The organism is Pseudomonas sp. B8(2017) (assembly GCF_002113575.1).
GTDB lineage: Bacteria > Pseudomonadota > Gammaproteobacteria > Pseudomonadales > Pseudomonadaceae > Aquipseudomonas > Aquipseudomonas putida_Z.
Genome location: NZ_NEIO01000001.1, coordinates 668,023 through 688,788 on the forward strand (window position 1 = coordinate 668,023; position 20,766 = coordinate 688,788).

The window sequence follows — 20,766 nt, forward strand, 5'->3', positions numbered from 1 at the left end:
ATTTCATGCAAGCAGTGCGTAACTGGGCTGCCCGTTGTGCGCCGTGGATCGGCGCGGTGGGCCTGTTCGGCGCTGTACAGCTGGCCCATGCCGGCGATTACCAAGGCTCGCCCCAGGTGGCCCAGTTCGTTGGCGAAATGAGCCGCGACCATGGCTTTGCCCCTGAGCAGCTGATGGGTGTGTTCAGTGAGGTGCAGCGCAAACAGTCGATCCTCGACGCCATTTCGCGCCCGGCCGAACGGGTAAAGCCGTGGAAGGAATACCGGCCGATGTTCATCACCGACGCGCGCATCGCCCGCGGTGTGGACTTCTGGCGCCAGCACGAGGCGGTGCTGGCCCGTGCCGAGCAGGAATACGGCGTGCCGGCGCAGTACATCGTCGCCATCATCGGCGTGGAAACCTTCTTTGGCCGCAACACCGGCAACTACCGGGTGATCGATGCCTTGTCGACCCTGGGCTTCGACTACCCGCCACGGGCCGAATTCTTCCGCAAGGAGCTGCGCGAGTTCCTGCTGCTGGCCCGTGAGGAGCAGCTCGACCCGCTGACGCTCAAGGGCTCCTACGCCGGCGCCATGGGCCTGCCGCAGTTCATGCCGAGCAGCTTCCGCAACTTCGCGGTGGACTTCGACGGCGACGGCCACATCAATATCTGGAACAACCCGGACGATGCCATCGGCAGCGTGGCCAGCTACTTCAAGCGCCACGGCTGGGTGGCCGGCGAAGGTGTGGTCAGCCGTGCCTGGGTGGACGGTGGGCGCGCCGACGAAGGCCTGACTACCGGCATCGAGCCGGTAAAAACCGTTGGGGAGTTGCGCACGCTTGGCTGGTCGGTCCATGATTCGCTGCGCGATGATCTGCCGGTTACCGCCTTCCGTCTCGAGGGCGACAATGGCCCCGAGTACTGGATGGGCCTGAAGAACTTCTACGCGATCACTCGCTACAACCGCAGCGTGATGTATGCCATGGCGGTGCATCAGCTATCGGAACAGCTGGTTCAAGCACGGGGCGTCAAGTAATGCGCGCAATCTTCTCTGGCAACTCTTTCAAGCTGCTCACCTGCCTCGCCGTCGGCGTGGTGCTGGCCAGCTGTTCGTCCAACCGCCCGTCCCAGCAAAGCAGTGGCAACGTGGTGCGCACCCAGCCGGGCCTGGACATCAACCGGGCGCACAAGGACGGCGCGCCGTGGTGGGACGTGGATGTGAACAAGATCCCCGACGCCACGCCAACCGTGCATACCGGCAACTACAAGGCCAACCCGTACACGGTGCTGGGCAAGACCTACTACCCGATGCAGGACTCGCGCAACTATCGTGCGGAGGGCACCGCGTCGTGGTACGGCACCAAGTTCCACGGCCAGAACACCGCCAACGGCGAGCTGTACGACCTGTACGGCATGAGCGCGGCGCACAAGACCCTGCCGCTGCCGGCCTACGTGCGGGTGACCAACCTGGCCAACGGCCGCAGCGTGATCCTGCGGGTGAACGACCGTGGGCCGTTCTATTCGGACCGCATCATCGACCTGTCCTATGCCGCGGCGAAAAAGCTCGGTTATGCCGAGATTGGTACCGCGCACGTGCGCGTCGAAGGCATCGACCCGCAGCAATGGTGGGCCCAGCGTGGCCAGACGCCGCCGATGGTGCTGAAAGAGCCGCAGGTGGCCCAGACCCAGGCAATCCCGGCCAGTACCGGGCGCGTCGAGCAATGGACCCCGCCGCCCCAGCAGCATGCGGCGCCGGTGGTCCCGGTGCAGGTGGCTGGCAACAACGTGCCGGCCGGCAGTGGCGGCAGCTTCCTGCAGGTGGGTGCCTTCGCCAACCCGGACGCCGCCGAACTGCTGCGCTCCAAGCTCAGCAGCATGGTCAGCGCGCCAGTGTTCATCAGCTCGATCGTGCGCAACCAGCAGACCCTGCACCGCGTGCGCCTGGGACCGATCAACAGCCAGGGCGAGATCCAGCAAGCGCAGGACAGCATCCGCCTGGCGAACCTTGGGCAGGCCAAGCTGGTCACAGCTGACTGACCGCGTTGCCTTCTTCGCGGGCGCGGGCATGTACAATGTCGGCTTTTGCCCGCAGCGACATAAAGCCGCACTTTGCGAGCCTGGCCTACGGCCACAAAAACTAGACTGACTGGCGCTGGGCACATGATCTTGCCCAGGGAACATCAGACCATTAGCGATTTTCGAGAGACGGATGAACATCACCAACCTTGCCAAACGACTTTGCCTGCCCGTACTGCTGATGATCACGCCTGCCGCCTTCGCGGCTGAGCAGATGACGCCGGCGCCACCGCAACTGGCAGCCAAGTCCTACGTACTCATGGATGCGTCCAGCGGCAACGTGCTGGTCGAGAACAACGGTGACGAGCGCCTGCCGCCAGCCAGCCTGACCAAGCTGATGACGGCCTACATCGCCACCCTGGACATCCGTCGCGGCCAGATCGGTGAAAACGACCCGGTTACCGTCAGCGAAAACGCCTGGCGTACCGGCGGTTCGCGCATGTTCATCAAGGTGGGCAGCCAGGTGACCGTCAGCGACCTGCTGCACGGCATCATCATCCAGTCCGGCAACGACGCCTCGGTCGCCCTGGCCGAGCACATCGCCGGCAGCGAAGACGCCTTCGCCGACATGATGAACAAGACCGCTGCCGACCTGGGCATGGCCAACAGCCACTTCATGAACCCGACCGGCCTGCCGCACCCGGAGCACTACTCGTCGGCCCACGACATGGCTACCCTGGCCCGTGCGATCATCAACGTCGACCCGGCCCACTACGCCATCTACTCGCAGAAAGAGTTCTTCTGGAACAACATCAAGCAGCCAAACCGCAACCTGCTGCTGTGGCGTGACAAGACCGTCGACGGCCTGAAGACCGGCCACACCGACGAAGCCGGCTACTGCATGGTGGCTTCGGCCGTTCGCGATGGCCAGCGCCTGATCGCCGTGGTGTTCGGCACCAACAGCGAGCAGTCGCGTGCTGCCGAGACCCAGAAGCTGCTGACCTACGGCTTCCGCTTCTTCGAAACCCAGACCTTCTACCAGAAGGGTACCGAGCTGACCAAGTCGCCGGTCTGGAAGGGCGCGACTGGCGAAGTGAAAGCCGGCCTGGCCAACGACCTGACCCTGACTATGCCTAAAGGCCAATTGAAGCGCCTTCAGGCTTCGATGACCATGAGCCCGCAGCTCACCGCGCCAATCGCCAAAGGTGACGTGATCGGCAAAGTGGAAGTCAAACTGGACGAGAAAGTGGTTCACAGCGCCGACCTGATCGCCCTCGATGGCGTCGAGGAAGGTGGTTTCTTCCGCCGTATGTGGGATAGCATCCGTCTATTCTTCTACGGGTTGTTCAACTGATACGTGACCTGCATGCCCCCGCGTATCCTGCGGGGGCGTTGTTGTTGCCACGGCTTACGAGGCCGTTTCCGCCATGAGCGAACCAGACGTCAAGTCGCACAAGATCGAATTCCCCTGCGACGATTACCCGATCAAGGTCATCGGTGACACCGTTGTCGGCTTCAAGGACACGGTGATCGAGATCCTGAGCAAGCACGCCAAGGTCGACCTTTCCACCCTGGCCGAGCGCCAGAGCAAGGAAGGCAAGTACACCACCGTGCAATTGCACATCGTTGCCGAAAGCGAGAACCAGCTTCACGATATCAACAGCGCCCTGCGCGCTACCGGCATCGTGAAAATGGTGCTCTGATGTCCGCCTGCCTCGGTTTTCGCGAGCTTGGCCTGCAGCCCTACGAACCGGTGCTGGAGGCCATGCGTCGCTTCACCGAGCAGCGCAGCCCGGACAGCCAGGATGAAGTGTGGCTGGTCGAGCACCCCGCGGTCTTCACCCAGGGCCAGGCCGGCAAGGCCGAGCACCTGCTGGTGCCGGGCGACATCCCGGTGGTGCAGACCGATCGCGGTGGCCAGGTGACCTACCATGGCCCCGGGCAGCTGGTTGCCTACCTGCTGCTGGATGTGCGCCGGCTGGGCTTTGGCGTGCGTGAGCTGGTCAGCCGTATCGAGCAGACCCTCATCGACCTGCTCGCCAGTTACGATGTCCAGGCCGCGGCCAAGCCCGATGCCCCGGGCGTCTATGTCGACGGAGCGAAAATCGCCTCCCTCGGCCTGCGAATCCGCAACGGCCGTTCGTTCCACGGCCTTGCCCTGAACGTGGACATGGACCTTGCGCCATTCCGCCGAATCAACCCCTGCGGCTATGCGGGGCTGGCGATGACCCAGCTGCGCGACCTGGCAGGTCCGATCGAACTCGACGAGGTCAGGACAAGGCTGCGCGGACAGCTGGTCAAGCACCTCGACTACGCTGAGCAGACGACCCTCACGGGCGGAATCGACTGAATATGACAACTGTGCAAGAAGCCGTGCCGAACCTGATACCTACCCAGGATGCCACCCCGCGCCCAGCGCCGAAGAAGGTGGAAGCCGGGGTCAAGCTGCGTGGTGCCGAAAAGGTGGCGCGCATCCCGGTGAAGATCATCCCCACCGAAGAGCTGCCGAAGAAGCCCGACTGGATCCGCGTGCGTATCCCGGTGTCGCCCGAGGTAGACCGCATCAAGCAGTTGCTGCGCAAGCACAAGCTGCACAGCGTATGCGAAGAGGCATCCTGCCCGAACCTGGGCGAGTGCTTCTCCGGTGGTACCGCCACCTTCATGATCATGGGTGACATCTGCACCCGTCGTTGCCCGTTCTGCGACGTTGGCCACGGCCGGCCGAAACCGCTGGACCTGGACGAGCCGAAGAACCTGGCCATCGCCATCGCCGACCTGCGCCTGAAGTACGTGGTGATCACCTCGGTGGACCGCGACGACCTGCGTGACGGTGGTGCCCAGCACTTTGCCGACTGCATCCGCGAAATCCGTGCGCTGTCGCCGGGCGTACAACTGGAAACCCTGGTGCCGGACTACCGTGGGCGCATGGATATTGCCCTGGAGATCACCGCGCAAGAGCCGCCGGATGTGTTCAACCACAACCTCGAGACCGTACCGCGCCTGTACAAGGCCGCACGCCCGGGTTCGGACTACGACTGGTCGCTGGACCTGTTGCAGAAGTTCAAGCAGCTGGTGCCGCACGTACCGACCAAGTCGGGCCTGATGCTCGGCCTGGGCGAAACCGACGAGGAAGTGATCGAAGTGATGCACCGCATGCGCGAGCATGACATCGACATGCTCACCCTCGGCCAGTACCTTCAGCCGTCGCGCAGCCACCTGCCGGTGCAGCGTTTCGTCCACCCGGACACCTTCGCCTGGTTCGCCGAGGAAGGTTACAAGATGGGCTTCAAGAACGTCGCTTCCGGCCCGCTGGTGCGTTCTTCGTACCACGCTGACCAGCAGGCTCACGAAGCCAAGATCAAGCTCTGAGCCAAGCACAGAGCTACGCATGCCGATGCGCGCCGAAGGGCGGCATCGGCATTTTTGTTTGTGCCACACGCGCTGCAAGGAGCCGCGATGAACTGCGCCGAAACCTTCCAACCCAGCCTGCCCGCCGCGCTGCCGCGTGATGCCTGTTTTGCCATTGTCGCCCCGGCGGGCGCGGCGCGGCTGGATACGCAAAAGGTCAACCAGTGGTTCGTTGATCGAGGCTACAGTTGCCGCATCTACCCGGGTGCCCTTCAGGCTCAGGGCTACCTGGCGGGGCCGGACCGGCAGCGGTTGCAGGACCTGCATGATGCCTTTGCCGACCCGGTCATCGACGCCATTCTGTGCATGCGTGGGGGGTACGGCAGCATGCGCCTGCTCGACCAGCTCGATTTCGAACTGATCCGGCGCAACCCCAAGCCGCTGATCGGCTACAGCGACATCACCGCGCTGCACACGGCGATCTACCGGCATACCGGGCTGCTCACCTTCCATGGCGGGATGCTCAATGCTGACCTGCTGGGGGCCAAGTTGCCGCCAACCGAGACTTCGTTGCTGGCGCAGCTGGGTGGGCATGTGCGGGCAGGGGAACAGATCGTGCACCCAGCTGACTTCGCCTTGAGCAGCGTGCTGCATGGGGTGGCCAGCGGGCCGCTGCTGGGCGGCAACCTGTCGATGCTGGGCGCGACCCTGGGGACGATTGCCGAGCTGGATACGCAGGGTTGCATCCTGTTCATCGAGGACGTCAACGAGCCGCTGTACCGGGTGGATCGCTTGCTGACCCAACTGCGCCTGGCGGGCAAGCTGGAGGGGGTGAAGGGTGTGCTGGTGGGGGACTTTGCCGGGATTACCACTGCGGCGTTGACGCCCCTGCTGGAGGATATCTTTGCGCCGCTGGGTGTGCCGGTGCTGGCCGGGTGGCGCAGTGGGCATTGTGACCCGAATGTGTGCTTGCCGTTGGGGGCTCGCGTAAGGCTGGACAGTGTTCAGCAGACACTGTTGCTGGAGCAGGATCTGTTCACGGCGTGAGATTGTCGGGGCTGCTTTGCAGCCCATCGCCGGCAAGCCAGCTCCCACAGGTCCAGCGCAGTCTGTCAGGCCTGTGATATCCCTGTGGGAGCTGGCTTGCCGGCGATGGGCCGCACAGCGGCCCCAAAATGCTCACGGCTGACGCAGGCTCTCGAGCAGCTTGTGGGTCGGATACCCATCCGCCGGCCACCCCAACCCCTGCTGGGCATTGCGGATCGCCTTGCGGGTATTGGCGCCAATGATGCCATCGGCATTGCCGGCTTCGTGCCCATTGCTGTTCAGCAGGTTCTGCAGCTCCATGCGCTCGCTGCGGCTGAGCGGCAGGTCTTCTTTCGGCCAGCTGCCGGCAATGAAGCCCCAGCCCGTGAAGCGATCACCCAGCAGGCTTACCGCCAGCGCGTAGGACGACGAATTGTTGTACTTGAGGATGGCACGGAAGTTGTCCAGCACCAGGAACGCCGGGCCACGCGCGCCCGCTGGCAGCAGCAGGGCGGCAGACAGCTGGTTGCTGCCCACTGGCAGCTGGGTACCGGCAGGCAGTTTCACGCCCATCGCCAGCCACTCGCTCACCGGCTTGCGCAGGGAGCCATCGGCCTGCCAGTAATCGAAGCCAGGCGGCACCTGGACCTCGAAGCCCCACGGCTGGCCACGTTTCCAGCCCGAGCTCTGCAGATAGTGCGCGGTCGAGGCCAGGGCGTCTGGCGTGCTGTTCCAGATGTCACGGCGGCCATCGCCGTCGAAGTCCACGGCGTGGGTGTTGTAGGTGGTCGGGATGAACTGGGTCTGGCCCATGGCGCCGGCCCACGAGCCACGCATGGCCTCAGGCTGGATGTCGCCATGCTGGATGATCTGCAGCGCAGCGATCAGCTGGTCCTGGGCGAACTGCGGGCGGCGGCCCTCATAGGCCAGGGTAGCCAGCGAGCGGATCACCGATTTGCTGCCCTGGAACTGGCCGAAGTTGCTTTCCATGCCCCATACCGCGACCAGTACCTGGCGATCGACGCCATAGCGTTGCTCGATGCGGGTCAGCAGTTCGGCGTTCTGCTCCAGCAGCTTCTTGCCGTTGCGCACACGCAGGGGCGACAGGGCACCTTCGAGGTATTCCCATACCGGGCGGGTGAACTCCGGCTGGCTGCGATCGGCCTTGATCACGTCCATGTCGGGGGTGACGCCGAGGAAGGCGCGGTCGAAGGTGTCCTGCGAAATGCCGGCTTGCAGGGCTTGCTGGCGAAAGCCTGCTTGCCATTGTGCGAAGGTTTGCAGAGGCTGGATTTCAGTGCTGGTGTCGGGCGTCGTGCCGGGCAGGGTCACCACCGGGGCGGGCTGGGCGGGGGCCAGCGGCAGGGCATCGGCGGCGGTGGGCTTTTCTGCGCAGGCCACGAGCAGGATGAAACTGGAGGCCGCGATCAGCTGACGGGTTTTCCAGCGGGGGAGAAGACTGAGGAGCATTCACAGATCCAGAATTGCAGGTCAGGTGACGACCATACCATGCCTGCGCTTTCGATGCTTTCATGCAGCCAAAAAGTAGGAAGCCTCCCAATCTCTCGATTGGAAGGCTTCGCGGCGGTAGCTGCCTTTGCCCTTGTTCGGCTGTTCCTGGCGGCAGCGGAACAGCGGTTGGGCGATGATCGACTTGGCCTTGTTGGGGCCGTGCTTTTTCGGCTTTTTGCTCATGGCGGGGTTCCCGGGTTGGGTGGGTTTCGCGGCGCACTGTAGGGCTTGGGGCAGGGTGGGGCCAATTGATTGTGTTTATGGTTCGAGATGTTGGGGACATTGCAGCCCTGTGGGAGCGGGCGTGCCCGCGAACACCGGCGAAGCCGGTGCCATCCACCGTGTCGCCTGGTTCGCGGGCATGCCCGCTCCCACAGCGGCCCCAGTTACTCGGGAGGCAGTGTCAGGCGCTGGCCGGCCATCAGCAGCGACAAGCGCGCCAGGCCGGTCCACGGCGAGCCCTCGGCCTGGCCCTTGATCTGTGCATCGATACGCTGGGCATCTTGCAGCAACTGCGCCCAGCGCTGCGCCGACAGGCGCTGCAGGGCCTTGCTGACCAGTGGCCGGCGTTTGTCCCAGATCGGCGGGCGGGCCTGGCTGAAGGCCTTGTCCAGCGGTACACCCTGGCTGAACTGCTGGGCCAGCCCGGCCAGCTGGCGCAGCTCACGTGCCAGGGCCCAGAGAATCACTGGTGGCTCCACGCCTTCACCGCGCAAGCCTTCGAGCATGCGCAAGGCATGCGCGGCTTCGCCGTTGAGAATGGCATCGACCAGGCCGAAGACATCGAAGCGGGCGCTGTCGGCGACGGCGGCCTGCACGGTCTCCACGGTGATCTGGTTACCTTCGGCAAGCAGCTTGAGCTTTTCGATTTCCTGCGCTGCAGCCAGCAGGTTGCCTTCCACGCGTGCGGCAATCAGGTCGACGGCGTCACGCTGTGCCGACAGGCCGGCCTGCTGCAGGCGCTGGTTGATCCACTGCGGCAGCTGGTGCACATCCACCGGCCAGATCTGGATGAACTGGCAGTGGGCGCCTTCGATCAGCGCCTTGCCCCACTTGGTCTTCTGTGCGCTGCCGTCGAGCTTGGGCAGGCTGACCAGCAGCAGGGTGTCTTCGGCGGGGTTGGCGCAGTATTCCATCAGCGCAGCAGCGCCCTTGTCACCGGGCTTGCCCGAGGGCAGGCGCAATTCCAGCAGGCGGCGCTGGGCGAACAGGGACAGGCTGGCGCCAGCCTGGAGCAGGGTGCCCCAGTCGAAATTGGCGTCGGCACTGAATACCTGGCGTTCGTCGAAGCCCTGCTGGCGCGCGGCGTTGCGGATGGCGTCGGCGGCTTCCTGGCACAGCAGCGGGTCGTCGCCGCTGACCACGTAGACCGGTGCCAGGGCGCCTTGCAGGTGCTTGTTGAGTTGGGCGGGGGCGAGCTTCATGGGAAACAGGCGGGGCACCCGAAGGTACCCCGCTCGGGCTTAGTTGCCCGGTACTTCCAGTGGCGACTGCTGAGGCGTTTCGGCCTGCTGGCGGCGAGCGGCCTCCAGCGCAGCGGCTTCGGCCTTGGCACGTTCGTCGGCTTGACGCTGCAGCTCGTCCAGCTGGGACGGGGTCAGCATCTGCAGGCGAACGACCATGGCGTTGACCAGGTCGCGACGCATTTCTTCGCGGGCGCGGTTGGCTTCCTGCTCGGAGCCGGTGATGTTCGAGCCGTCACGCAAGTAGATCTTGCGCACTTCCAGCTTGTCGCTCATCAGCTCCAGGTTGTTCAGGCCCTGGATGCTGTAGTTCAGCACGGTGGTCAGCTCGTATTCGGCGGTACGGTTGCCGCTGTTGTAGGTCGCCGAGCGCTCGCGCTCCTGCTCGTTGGTCAGCACCAGGCGGTACGGTGCGCCAGCGTGCACGTTGACACCGCTACGCTGCAGTACTTCACGCAGCTGGACCACGGTGGGGCCGTAGGCGTTGCGCGCACTTACGTCCATTTCCTTCACGCTCAGTTCGGTAGAGCCGGTGCCACGCAGCTGGAAACCGCAGGCGCTGAGCATGACCGCCAGGCCAATTACCAGCAAATTGCGTTTGATCATGTTGTTGCTCCCTTGTGGGCCTGTTCGCCCGCCCGCAGTGGCTGCGGGCGGGCGTTGCCATCAGTTGGCGACGATGTTGACCAGCTTGCCCGGTACCACGATGACCTTGCGGATGGTCAGGCCATCGATGAAGCGCAGGACGTTCTCGTTGCTGCGCGCGGCGGCTTCGATTTCTTCGCGGCTGGCGGCGGCCGGCATTTCGACCTGGCCACGCAGCTTGCCGTTGACCTGCACCACCAGGGTAACGGTGTCCTGTACCAGGGCTGCCTCGTCGACGGCTGGCCAGCTGGCGTCGATGACGGCCTGCTGGTGGCCCAGCTGTTGCCACAGCTCGTGGGAGATGTGCGGGGTGATCGGTGCCAGCAGCAGGGTGACGGCCTCCAGGCCTTCCTGCAGCAGGGCACGGTCCTGTTCAGTGACTTGCGGGGCCTTTTCCAGCACGTTCATCACGGTCATCACCTGGGCGATGGCGGTGTTGAACTTGTGGAACTGACCCACGTCGGTGCTGGCCTGCTTGATGGCGGCGTGGATGGCGCGGCGGATGACCTTCTGCGCGTCGTCCAGGGCGGCGACATCCAGCTTGCCCGGCAGGCCTTGGGCCACGTGGGCCTGGGCCAGGCGCCAGACGCGGCGCAGGAAGCGGCTGGCGCCTTCGACGCCGGAGTCGGACCATTCCAGGCTCATGTCGGGCGGCGAGGCGAACATCATGAACAGGCGGCAGGTGTCGGCGCCGTACTGGTCGATCATCGATTGCGGGTCGACGCCGTTGTTCTTCGACTTCGACATCTTCTCGGTGCCACCGATTTCCACCGGCAGGCCGTCGGTCTTCAGGCGGGCGCCAATGATCTTGGCCTTGGCATCGCGCTCGACTTCGACATCGGCCGGGTTGAACCAGTCCTTGCCGCCGTTGCTGGCCACACGGTAGTAGGTTTCGGCGACCACCATGCCCTGGGTCAGCAGGTTCTTGAACGGCTCGTTCGAGGTGACCAGGCCTTCGTCACGCATCAGCTTGTGGAAGAAGCGCGCGTACAGCAGGTGCAGGATGGCGTGCTCGATACCGCCGATGTACTGGTCAACCGGCAGCCAGTGGTTGGCCGCTTTCGGGTCGACCATGCCACCTTCGTAGTTCGGCGAGGCGTAGCGGGCGAAGTACCAGGACGACTCGACGAAGGTGTCCATGGTGTCGGTTTCGCGCTTGGCCGCGGTGCCGCATTTCGGGCAGCTGCACTCGTAGAATTCAGGCATGCGCGCCAGCGGCGAACCGGCACCGTCCGGCACCACGTTCTCTGGCAGGGTGACCGGCAGCTGGTCTTCCGGCACCGGTACGTCGCCGCAGGACGGGCAGTGGATGATCGGGATCGGGCAGCCCCAGTAGCGCTGGCGGCTGATACCCCAGTCGCGCAGGCGGAACTGGGTACGCGATTTGCCCAGCTCCTTGCGGATCAGGGCGGCTTCGATGGCGTCGAAGGCACCGGCGAAGTCCAGGCCGTCGAACTCGCCGGAGTTGATCAGCTGGCCGTGCTCGCCATAGGCGGCCAGCCACTCGTTGCCGACTTCGTCGCCAGCGCTGGTGCGCACCACGGCCTTGACCGGCAGGTTGTACTTGTGGGCGAACTCGAAGTCGCGCTCATCGTGTGCCGGCACGGCCATGACGGCGCCATCGCCGTAGTGCATCAGCACGTAGTTGGCGACCCATACCGGCAACTTCTCGCCGGTCAGCGGGTGCTCGACCAGCAGGGAAGTGGCCATGCCCTTCTTCTCCTGGGTGGCCATGTCGGCTTCGGCAACGCTGCCGCTCTTGCACTCGTCGATGAACGCCTGCAGCGCCGGGTTGCCCTGGGCGGCCTGGGTGGCCAGCGGGTGTTCGGCGGCGACGGCGACGTAGGTGGCGCCCATCAGCGTGTCGGGACGGGTGGTGAAGACCTTGAGGGTGCCTTCGTGGCCGATGCTGGCCAGGTCGAACGGGAACTGCACTTCCATGCCGCGCGACTTGCCGATCCAGTTGCGCTGCATGGTCTTGACCTGCTCAGGCCAGCCCGGCAGCTCGTCGAGGCTTTCCAGCAGCTCGTCGGCGTAGTCGGTGATGCGGAAGTAGTACATCGGGATTTCGCGCTTCTCGATCAGCGCGCCCGAACGCCAGCCACGGCCGTCGATGACCTGCTCGTTGGCCAGTACGGTCTGGTCCGCCGGGTCCCAGTTCACGGTACCGTTCTTGCGGTAGATGATGCCTTTCTCGAACAGGCGGGTGAACAGCCACTGCTCCCAGCGGTAGTAGTCGGGCTTGCAGGTGGTGACTTCACGTGCCCAGTCGATGGCCAGGCCCAGGCTCTTGAGCTGGGTCTTCATGTAGTCGATGTTTTCGTACGTCCACTTGGCCGGGGCGACGTTGTTCTTCATCGCCGCGTTTTCCGCGGGCATGCCGAATGCGTCCCAGCCCATCGGCTGCAGGACGTTCTTGCCCAGCATGCGCTGGTAGCGGGCAATCACGTCACCGATGGTGTAGTTGCGCACGTGGCCCATGTGTAGCTTGCCGCTCGGGTACGGGAACATCGACAGGCAGTAGTAGGTGTCCTTGCCTGGCTGTTCGGTAACAGCGAACGATTGTTGCTCGTCCCAGAACTTCTGGGCGGCGGCTTCGATATCACGGGGCGTGTATTGTTCGTGCATGGCTACTTTTTGCTGAGAGGGAAGAGACCTTGTTCCAGGCAGCGGAACCTCGCTGCGTCCGGCACTCCGGTGTCGTTTAGAGTGAACGCCGTAGCATACAGCAGCGCCGCGCATCGTGGGAAACCTTCGTTGCGAATGCCCGCTGGTCGCGGCACACGGCTGCTTTTTGCAACGACGCTAAGCTCAGGTGTGGGGGGAGATATTCTTATCTTCAATGAGGTGAACGGATGGGAGAGACGCAGCTACCCGCAATCAGACCGGAGCTATACGAACGCCTGATCGACCGGCTTGGCCTGGCGCTGGAAGTGGCCAGGACCTCGGTGCGATTGCGCGACGAAATGCCAGCCGAGCTGGAGTTGCGTGGCCTGAGCCACGCAGAGTTCGAACTGATCAAGGCCTACCTGGATTCCCTCCCGGAGCGCCACAATGCCTGTGTCGGCAGTTACCCACAAGCGGAGCCGACATCGGCCAAGATCATCTGGCTCAAGGACAAGAAACGCCCCGCCAGCACGGCGAGATCCAGGACGCTGCCACATCGCTAGCCGTTCAGGACGCCAGGCGCAGGCTATCGCGCGCCGGTTCTTCAAAATTTGCCCAGCTCACGATCGGCGCCGGCCTCACCCTTGTTGACCGGCGTCGATCCTTCTAGGCTGCACGCCTGCCAAGGAGGTGTGGCCAGTGCCGATCCGATTCTTCGTCAAACAATGGCTGATGCCGCCAGGCGTCCTGTTCCTGCTGCTGCTTGTGGCGTGGTGGCTGCGCCGTCGCCGGCCCAGGCTGGCAGCGCTGTGTTTTGCCGTGGGCCTTGGTGGCTTGTGGCTGATGAGCCTGCCGCTGGTGGTGCAGGAAACCGCTCGTGTACTGGAGACGGAAGCGCCGCTGGCGGTCAGTGATTGGGCCGGCCTGGCAAGCCGGGCGGATGCCATCGTGGTGCTGGGCGCGGGGCGTGAGCGGGGTGACCCGGCCTGGGGGGGTAGCGACCAGCCCACGGCCACGGCGCTGGAGCGCATGCGCTTCGCCGCGCGGCTGGCCAAGGCTTCGGGCTTGCCGGTGCTGACCAGTGGCGGGTTGCACTATGGTACGCCGCCGAGCGAGGCGCGGTTGATGGCTGATCGCCTGCGTGAAGATTTCGGCGTCGAGGTGAAATGGCGGGAGGAGGGCAGCCGTACGACCTGGGAGAATGCCCGGCTGACGGCCAAGGTGCTGCAGCCGTTGGGGATTCGTCGGGTGGTCGTGGTGACCCAGGCGTGGCACATGCAGCGCTCGCGCTGGAGCTTCGAGCAGGCGGGGTTCGAGGTGGTGCCGGCGCCGGTCGGGTTCCTCGGGCGCGATCATGCGCGGCCGTTCGGTGGGTTGCTGCCGGAGAGCCGGGCGATGTGGCAGAGCGGGCAGTTGCTCAATGAAGTGGCGGGGCTGGTGGGGTATCGGCTGTTCTACTGAGCCACAGGTTCATGCAAGCCTCTGTGGGAGCGGCCTTGTGTCGCGAAAGGGCTGCGCAGCAGCCCCGGGATTTCAGTGTCGGTGCATAGATTGCCGGGGCCGCTTTGCGGCCCTTTCGCGACACAAGGCCGCTCCCACAGGGCCACGTATAACTTGTTAGACAGTCTTCGCTATACGGCCCGCCAGCAACGCCCAACCCAGCAGCAATGCACAGACAATCGCCAGCGGCCACGACCGCCATTGCAGGTACGGCGTCAGTTTCTGCATCGGCACCACCTCGCCGTACAGCACCGCCTGCTGGAACTGCGGGACCTGCGTGGTAATGCGGCCAAACGGGTCGATCAATGCGGTCACGCCGTTGTTGGTGGCGCGGATCATCCAGCGGCCGGCTTCCAGCGCGCGCATCTGCGCCATCTGCAGGTGCTGCAACGGGCCGATCGAGGTGCCGAACCAGGTGTCGTTGCTGATGGTCAGCAGCAGGTCGCTGCGGGCCGCCAGGCCAGCGGCGAATTCGGGGTAGACCACTTCGTAGCAGATGTACGGTGCAATCTGGTAGCCCTTGGCCTGCAGCAGCGGCTGGTCTTCCGGCCCGCGGGCGAAGTCCGACATGGGCAGGTTGAAGAACTCGATCAGGCCGCGCAGCATGTCCTGCAGCGGCACATACTCGCCAAACGGCACCAGCTTCTGCTTGAGGTAGGTGCCATCGCCTTCACCGGTGACGGTGATGCCGTTGTAGTAGCGGCGCTGGTGGTGCACCACTTCACGCACCGGCACGCCGGTGATCAGCGCCGAATGCCGTTCGGCGGCGAAGCGGCCCATCACGTCGATATACCCCTGGGCTTGGTCCTTGAGCACCGGGACCGCGGTTTCCGGCCACACCAGCAGGTCCACCGGCCTGGAGCTGAAACTCAGGTCACGGTACAGCGCCAGTTGCGCGTCGATGTGTGCCGGGTCCCATTTCAGGTCCTGCTCGACATTGCCCTGGATGGCCGCCACTTTCAGCGGGTCGCCCGCCGGCTTGGTCCAGGCATGGCCCTTGAGCGCCAGGCCCAGCACCCACGGGGCCAGCAATAGCAGGCAACCCGCCGCCAGGAACGAGGGGCGGGCGCGCAGGCGGTGCAGGTTGCACAGCAGGGCAGCGGTCAGGGCGAGGGCGAAGGAAATCAGCCACACGCCGCCCAGCGGTGCCAGGCCGGCCAGCGGGCCGTCCAGCTGGCTGTAGCCGGCGTAGAGCCAGGGGAAACCGGTCAGGAACCAGCCGCGGAAGGCCTCTTGCAGCAGCCACAGGGCGGCGAAGCACAAGGCGTCGGCCAGTGGTGCCTCGGTGCGCCGCAACCAGCGTGCCCAAAGCCAGGTGGGCAGGGCGAAGAACCAGGCCAGGGCGGCGAAGAACGCCAGCAGCAGCAGGATCGCCAGCAGCGGCGAGGCGCCGCCGTAGGTGTTCATGCTGACGTAGATCCACCAGGTGCCGGCACCGTACAGGCCGAAGCCGAACCACCAGCCACGCCACATGGCCTGGCGCGGGCTGAGCTCGCGCAGGCCAAGGTAGAGCAGGGCGATGGACAACACGGCCAGGGGCCAGATGTCGAACGGCGCCAGGGCCAGGAGGGTGGAGGCACCGGCCGCCAGGGCCAGCAGGTTACCGGGCCAGCCGGGGCGGGTGATCCAACGCATGTTTGTCCTTAACGGGTGATCGGTGTCAGGCGCAGCAAGTGTATCCGCCGGCTGTCGGCATTGAGAATACGGAACTTGTAAGGGCCGATCTCGGTGGTTTCGTTGCGCTTGGGCAGGTGACCGAAGGCGCTCATCACCAGGCCGCCGACCGTGTCGAACTCGTCATCGGAGAATTCGCTGTCGAAGAACTCGTTGAAGTTCTCGATCGGGGTAAGCGCCTTGACCAGGAAGTCACCGCTGGGCAGCGGCTTGATGTAGCTGTCTTCCTCGACATCGTGCTCGTCCTCGATGTCGCCGACGATCTGCTCCAGCACATCCTCGATGGTGACCAGGCCGGCCACGCCGCCGTACTCGTCGATGACGATGGCCATGTGGTTATGGTTGGCGCGGAACTCGCGCAGCAGCACGTTCAGGCGCTTGGACTCGGGCACGAAAGTGGCCGGGCGCAGCAGGTCCTTGATGTTGAAGCTGTCACCGTTCTCCTTGAGGATCAGCGGCAGCAGGTCCTTGGCGAGCAGGATCCCGAGCACATCGTCGTGGCTTTCGCCGATCACCGGGTAGCGCGAGTGTGCGGCGTCGATCACTGCCGGCAGGAACTCGCGGGGCGACTGGCTGGCCTTGATGCTGATCATCTGCGAACGCGGCACCATGATGTCGCGAACCTGCAGGTCGGCCACCTGGATGGCGCCTTCGACGATGGTCAGCGCTTCGCTGTCCAGCAGTTTGTTCTGATGGGCTTCGCGCAGCAGTTCAAGGAGCTGCTGGCGGTTTTTCGGCTCATGGGCAAAAGCCTGGGTCAGTTTACCCAGCCAGGACTTCTGCCCGTTGCTCGATCGATCTTCGCTCATGGCGGTTCTCGTGATCCTTCGTGTATCAGTGTGTGATGGTGTCGGTTTCATCGTCGGCGTACGGGTCGGGATGACCCAGTTCTGCCAGCAATTCCCGTTCCAGGCCTTCCATTTCCTCGGCTTCCTCATCTTCGATGTGGTCGTAACCGAGCAGGTGCAGGCAACCGTGGATGACCAGGTGTGCCCAGTGCGCTTCCAGCGACTTGCCCTGTTCGGCGGCTTCGCGCTCGACCACCGGCACGCAGATCACCAGGTCGCCCAGCAGTGGGATATCGAGCAGGTCGTCGGGGACGTCGGCCGGGAACGACAGCACATTGGTCGCGTAGTCCTTGTGCCGGTAGGTGTGGTTCAGCTCGCGGCCTTCGGCTTCGTCGACCAGGCGAATGGTCATTTCCGAATCGGCGCTGCGCTGGCGCAGTGCCAGTTCGCACCAGCGGCGAAAGGCGGTGTCATCCGGGGCGGCAGCATCCGTGGCCCGTTGAATATCGAGTTCAAGCATCTTTGCCGGGCGCCTCGGGCTTGGCCTGGCGGGCATCGAAGCGGTCGTAGGCCTCGACAATGCGCTGCACCAGTGGGTGACGAACCACATCTTTGGGTTGGAAGTGGGTGAAACTGATCCCCGGAACGTCCCTTAGCACCTCGATGACGTGCGCCAGGCCCGACTTGGTGCCACGGGGCAGGTCGACCTGGGTGATGTCACCGGTGATGACCGCGGTAGAGCCGAAGCCGATACGGGTGAGGAACATCTTCATCTGTTCCAGCGTGGTGTTCTGGCTCTCGTCGAGGATGATGAAGCTGTTGTTCAGGGTGCGGCCACGCATGTAGGCCAGCGGGGCGATCTCGATCACCTGGCGCTCGATCAGCTTGGCCACGTGTTCGAAGCCGAGCATTTCGTACAGGGCGTCGTACAGCGGGCGCAGGTACGGGTCGATCTTCTGTGCCAGGTCGCCGGGCAGGAAGCCGAGCTTTTCGCCCGCCTCGACCGCCGGGCGCACCAGCAGGATACGGCGCACCTGTTCGCGTTCCAGCGCGTCCACGGCGCAGGCCACGGCCAGGTAGGTCTTGCCGGTACCGGCCGGGCCGATGCCGAAGTTGATGTCGTTGGCCAGGATTTCCTTGACGTAGCGTTGCTGGTTGACCCCGCGCGGGCGGATGTTGCCCTTGCGCGTGCGCAGCGACACGCTGACCTCGTTGACGGCCGGGTTGTCGATGTTCTCGACGGTCGATTCCTGCAGGTACAGGTGCACGGTTTCCGGCGACAGGTCGCTGGCCTTGGTCTCGCGGTAGAGACGGCGCAGCAGCTGTTCGGCAGCGGAGGTGGTCTTGGGTTCGCCGATCAGCTCGAACTGATTGCCGCGGTTGCGGATCTCGATGGCCAGGCGCTGTTCGATCAGGCGCAGGTGCTCGTCGAACTGGCCGCACAAGTTGGCGAAACGGTGGGCCTCGAAAGGTTCGAGGATGAAACGATGGGGTTGTATGGGTGCGTTCAAGGTCGTTTTTAGCCGCTCGACGGCAATGGATGTGAACTCAAGAATAACCCTTGAATGGCAGTGGCGAAAGCACTGAAACGTTCAACGGTATGTATGGCCTGTTCCGGCCCTATCGCCGGCAAGCCGGGCTCCCACAGATACTGCACAGGCCTGAAGCTTGCGCAGTACCTGTGGCAGCTGGCTTGCCGGCGATGAGGCCGGGACAGGCAACACAGATCAGCAAACCTGTCTGCTATGATGCCCGCCTTTTCTTACGCATGTGTTATCCCGACGAACATGAGCAAACGCGAACCTGCCATCTATAAAGTGATCTTCCTCAACCAGGGGCAGGTCTTCGAGATGTATGCCAAGCAGATCTACCAGAGCGACCTGTGGGGGTTCCTGGAAATCGAGGAGTTCGTGTTCGGCGAGCGTTCGCAGCTGGTGGTGGACCCGAGCGAGGAGAAGCTCAAGAGCCAGTTCGATGGGGTGATCCGCAGCTTCGTGCCGATGCACTCGATCGTGCGCATCGACGAGGTGGAGCGCCTGGGCACGGCGAAGATCAGCGAAGCCAAGGGCGGCGGCAACGTGATGCCGTTCCCCATGCCGATGCCGGAAAAGTAACCCTCAGGGGAGTGGCGAGAACGGCGTGCGCCCTTCGGCGTTCTGCAGTTCCAGCAGGTACTTGCGGAAGATCTGGCCGAGCACCTGGGTGGCATGCTCCAGTTCGTCGCGGGGCATTTGCTCGGTCACTTCGTCGGCCATGTCCAGCGCATCCTCGGCGCCGTTGACCGCGGCCATCTTCAGCAGGATGTAGGCCTGCACATTGTTGGCCTTGACCCCTTCGCCACGGAAGAACATGGCGCCCAGGCGGTACTGGGCCTCTGCATGGCCTTGCAGCGAGGCCTTTTCGAACCAGTTCAGGGCTTTGCCCAGGTTTTTCGGCGTTTGCGTGTAGTAGTACTCGCCCAGTTCGAATTGCGCCTGGGCATCCCCCGCCGTTGCCGTCTGCTCACAAGCCTTGAGGGCGTTTGCCAGATCTTCAGGCTGGACATTCAAGGTGCAGCGGCCCGTCGCCGGAATGAGCAACGAGTTACCGCCCTCCGCCAGGGCCAGCAGGGGCTGAAGAAGCAACAGGCAGCCCAGGGTCAGGGCGCGGCCGGTGCGGTTCATGGGGATCGACTTACCTCTGCAAAGCTGCGGCCAATGTCTCTGGTGGCACATTATGGGATAAGCAGCGCCAACCTTACAAAGTTTTACTCGAATTTCTGCTTGGTTGGGGGAGTCAGCTGATTGTGCAGGGTCTTTTGTTGCCTGTCCCGGCCTCTTCGCGGGCACGCCCGCTCCCACAGGGATCGCACCATTTTCAAGGTTGGTGCAGAACCTGTGGGAGCGGGCGTGCCCGCGAAAGGGCCGGTACAGGCTGACAATTACTTCAGGGCTGCAAAAGCCTTTTCAGCCGCATCCAGGGTGATCTGCAGCTCCTTGTCGCCATGGGCGATGGAGGTGAAGCCGGCCTCGAACGCGCTCGGCGCCAGGTACACGCCACCATCGAGCATCAGGTGGAAGAAGCGCTTGAAGCGCTCGGCATCGCTGGCCATCACGTCTTCGAAGGTGACGATGTCGTCGGCACCGCTGAAGTACAGGCCGAACATGGCACCGGCCTGGGTGGTGACGAACGGCACGCCAGCGGCATCGGCGCGCTGTTGCAGGCCGTCGAGCATGCGGCTGGTGTAGTCGGTCAGCTCGGCGTGGAAGCCCGGGCGGCTGATCAGCTTCAGGGTGGTCAGGCCGGCGGCCATGGCCAGCGGGTTACCCGACAGGGTACCGGCCTGGTAGACCGGGCCGAGCGGGGCGATGCAGCCCATGATTTCACGCTTGCCGCCGAAGCAGCCGACCGGCATGCCGCCACCGACGATCTTGCCGAAGGTCGACAGGTCCGGCTTGATGCCGTAGTGGCCCTGGGCGCCGCCGAGCGAAACGCGGAAACCGGTCATTACTTCGTCGAAGATCAACACCACGCCGTGCTTGTCGCACTGCTCGCGCAGGCCTTCGAGGAAGCCTGGCGCCGGCGGTACGCAGTTCATGTTGCCGGCTACCGGCTCGACGATGATGCAGGCTACGGTCTGGCCGACTTCGGCCAGGGTTTTCTCGACGGCGGCGATGTCGTTGAACGGCAGGGTCAGGGTGTGCTTGGCGAAGTCCGCCGGCACGCCCGCCGAGCTCGGCACGCCCTGGGTCAGCAGGCCGGAGCCGGCTTTTACCAGCAGGCTGTCGGAGTGGCCGTGGTAGCAGCCTTCGAACTTGATGATGGCGTCACGGCCGGTGTAGCCACGGGCCAGGCGGATGGCGCTCATGGTGGCTTCGGTGCCCGAGCTGACCATGCGCACCATCTCCATGGACGGCACCAGCGAGCAGACCAGGTCGGCCATCTCGGTTTCCATGGCGGTCGGGGCACCATAGGACAGGCCGTGCTCCAGCTGCCTGCGTACCGAGTCCAGTACCTCCGGGTGGCCGTGGCCGAGGATCATCGGGCCCCAGGAGCCGACGTAGTCGACGTAGCGCTTGTCATCCTCGTCAACGACGTAGGCGCCTTCGGCATGCTTGAAGAACAGCGGCGTGCCGCCAACGCTCTTGAAAGCGCGGACCGGCGAGTTGACGCCACCGGGGATGTGCTTCTGGGCTTGGGCGAACAGGGCTTCGGAACGGGACATGGG

At 64.3% G+C, this 20,766-nt stretch carries 21 protein-coding genes; 10 read left to right on the forward strand and 11 right to left on the reverse strand.

Translation table 11 applies throughout. The features are described 5' to 3' along the window. The first annotated feature begins 5 nt into the window (after positions 1-5). The 7 genes from mltB to CAG22_RS03115 all read left to right on the forward strand — a co-directional run bounded on the left by mltB (position 6) and on the right by CAG22_RS03115 (position 6,391). On the forward strand, positions 6-1,016 hold the full coding sequence (gene mltB, locus CAG22_RS03085) for a lytic murein transglycosylase B (RefSeq protein WP_085663631.1): 1,011 nt from the start codon (positions 6-8) through the stop codon (positions 1,014-1,016). Then, entirely contained in the window at positions 1,016-2,017 is a 1,002-nt protein-coding gene (locus CAG22_RS03090) for a septal ring lytic transglycosylase RlpA family protein (protein WP_046613225.1), read from the forward strand. Before mltB ends, CAG22_RS03090 begins: the two co-directional genes overlap by 1 nt. A gap of 172 nt (positions 2,018-2,189) precedes the next feature. Continuing rightward, complete coding sequence (locus CAG22_RS03095) at positions 2,190-3,350, forward strand: D-alanyl-D-alanine carboxypeptidase family protein (protein WP_085704341.1); 1,161 nt, start codon at positions 2,190-2,192, stop codon at positions 3,348-3,350. Positions 3,351-3,423: 73 nt separating this feature from the next. After that, positions 3,424-3,699: a DUF493 domain-containing protein gene (locus tag CAG22_RS03100; RefSeq protein ID WP_003249736.1), complete on the forward strand. Its 276-nt coding sequence runs from the start codon at positions 3,424-3,426 to the stop codon at positions 3,697-3,699. Next, the gene (gene lipB, locus CAG22_RS03105) at positions 3,699-4,346 is read left to right on the forward strand and encodes a lipoyl(octanoyl) transferase LipB (RefSeq protein ID WP_013974352.1); all 648 of its coding nucleotides are present in this window, start codon (positions 3,699-3,701) and stop codon (positions 4,344-4,346) included. The genes CAG22_RS03100 and lipB overlap by 1 nt, the downstream gene beginning before the upstream one ends. A 2-nt stretch (positions 4,347-4,348) precedes the next feature. Beyond that, positions 4,349-5,365 (forward strand): lipoyl synthase, encoded by a 1,017-nt coding sequence (gene lipA / locus CAG22_RS03110; protein WP_003257574.1) that lies wholly within the window; start codon positions 4,349-4,351, stop codon positions 5,363-5,365. An 87-nt stretch (positions 5,366-5,452) separates the two neighbouring features. Then, on the forward strand, positions 5,453-6,391 hold the full coding sequence (locus CAG22_RS03115; RefSeq protein WP_085704343.1) for an LD-carboxypeptidase: 939 nt from the start codon (positions 5,453-5,455) through the stop codon (positions 6,389-6,391). A 132-nt stretch (positions 6,392-6,523) separates the two neighbouring features. Here CAG22_RS03115 and CAG22_RS03120 read toward each other — a convergent pair whose 3' ends face one another. The 5 genes from CAG22_RS03120 to leuS all read right to left on the reverse strand — a co-directional run bounded on the left by CAG22_RS03120 (position 6,524) and on the right by leuS (position 12,618). Beyond that, the gene (locus tag CAG22_RS03120) at positions 6,524-7,840 is read right to left on the reverse strand and encodes a lytic murein transglycosylase (protein ID WP_085704345.1); all 1,317 of its coding nucleotides are present in this window, start codon (positions 7,838-7,840) and stop codon (positions 6,524-6,526) included. A gap of 60 nt (positions 7,841-7,900) precedes the next feature. Then, on the reverse strand, positions 7,901-8,065 hold the full coding sequence (gene arfA, locus CAG22_RS03125) for an alternative ribosome rescue factor ArfA (protein WP_003257578.1): 165 nt from the start codon (positions 8,063-8,065) through the stop codon (positions 7,901-7,903). Between the two features lie 203 nt (positions 8,066-8,268). Continuing rightward, positions 8,269-9,306 carry a DNA polymerase III subunit delta gene (holA, locus tag CAG22_RS03135; RefSeq protein WP_025340761.1) on the reverse strand — a complete coding sequence of 346 codons (1,038 nt, stop codon included), beginning with the start codon at positions 9,304-9,306 and terminating at the stop codon, positions 8,269-8,271. Positions 9,307-9,345: 39 nt separating this feature from the next. Next, complete coding sequence (gene lptE, locus CAG22_RS03140) at positions 9,346-9,951, reverse strand: LPS assembly lipoprotein LptE (protein WP_003257580.1); 606 nt, start codon at positions 9,949-9,951, stop codon at positions 9,346-9,348. A gap of 60 nt (positions 9,952-10,011) precedes the next feature. After that, positions 10,012-12,618: a leucine--tRNA ligase gene (gene leuS / locus CAG22_RS03145; RefSeq protein ID WP_085591619.1), complete on the reverse strand. Its 2,607-nt coding sequence runs from the start codon at positions 12,616-12,618 to the stop codon at positions 10,012-10,014. Between the two features lie 227 nt (positions 12,619-12,845). On the opposite strand from leuS, the gene CAG22_RS03150 reads away from it, so the two are divergent. After that, on the forward strand, positions 12,846-13,160 hold the full coding sequence (locus CAG22_RS03150) for a hypothetical protein (RefSeq protein WP_003257582.1): 315 nt from the start codon (positions 12,846-12,848) through the stop codon (positions 13,158-13,160). A gap of 136 nt (positions 13,161-13,296) precedes the next feature. After that, positions 13,297-14,058, forward strand: coding sequence for a YdcF family protein (locus CAG22_RS03155; protein ID WP_085692818.1), 762 nt, complete (start codon positions 13,297-13,299; stop codon positions 14,056-14,058). Between the two features lie 156 nt (positions 14,059-14,214). Here the strand turns inward: CAG22_RS03155 and lnt are convergent, their stop codons facing one another. From lnt to CAG22_RS03180, 4 genes are read right to left on the reverse strand one after another with little or no spacing between them, the layout of a single operon-like run. After that, on the reverse strand, positions 14,215-15,732 hold the full coding sequence (gene lnt / locus CAG22_RS03165) for an apolipoprotein N-acyltransferase (protein WP_085617985.1): 1,518 nt from the start codon (positions 15,730-15,732) through the stop codon (positions 14,215-14,217). Positions 15,733-15,740: 8 nt separating this feature from the next. Next, a complete protein-coding gene (locus tag CAG22_RS03170) occupies positions 15,741-16,580 on the reverse strand; it encodes an HlyC/CorC family transporter (protein ID WP_003257584.1) in 840 nt (279 codons plus the stop codon). Between the two features lie 25 nt (positions 16,581-16,605). After that, complete coding sequence (gene ybeY / locus CAG22_RS03175; protein ID WP_015271932.1) at positions 16,606-17,079, reverse strand: rRNA maturation RNase YbeY; 474 nt, start codon at positions 17,077-17,079, stop codon at positions 16,606-16,608. After that, positions 17,072-18,070 carry a PhoH family protein gene (locus tag CAG22_RS03180; RefSeq protein WP_039613560.1) on the reverse strand — a complete coding sequence of 333 codons (999 nt, stop codon included), beginning with the start codon at positions 18,068-18,070 and terminating at the stop codon, positions 17,072-17,074. Before CAG22_RS03180 ends, ybeY begins: the two co-directional genes overlap by 8 nt. A 276-nt stretch (positions 18,071-18,346) precedes the next feature. On the opposite strand from CAG22_RS03180, the gene CAG22_RS03185 reads away from it, so the two are divergent. Beyond that, on the forward strand, positions 18,347-18,673 hold the full coding sequence (locus tag CAG22_RS03185; RefSeq protein ID WP_013974341.1) for a DUF1820 family protein: 327 nt from the start codon (positions 18,347-18,349) through the stop codon (positions 18,671-18,673). Between the two features lie 3 nt (positions 18,674-18,676). On the opposite strand, the gene CAG22_RS03190 is transcribed toward CAG22_RS03185, so the two are convergent. Beyond that, on the reverse strand, positions 18,677-19,222 hold the full coding sequence (locus CAG22_RS03190) for a tetratricopeptide repeat protein (RefSeq protein WP_003257587.1): 546 nt from the start codon (positions 19,220-19,222) through the stop codon (positions 18,677-18,679). Positions 19,223-19,479: 257 nt separating this feature from the next. Beyond that, on the reverse strand, positions 19,480-20,763 hold the full coding sequence (hemL, locus tag CAG22_RS03195) for a glutamate-1-semialdehyde 2,1-aminomutase (protein ID WP_013974339.1): 1,284 nt from the start codon (positions 20,761-20,763) through the stop codon (positions 19,480-19,482). Positions 20,764-20,766 lie beyond the last annotated feature (3 nt).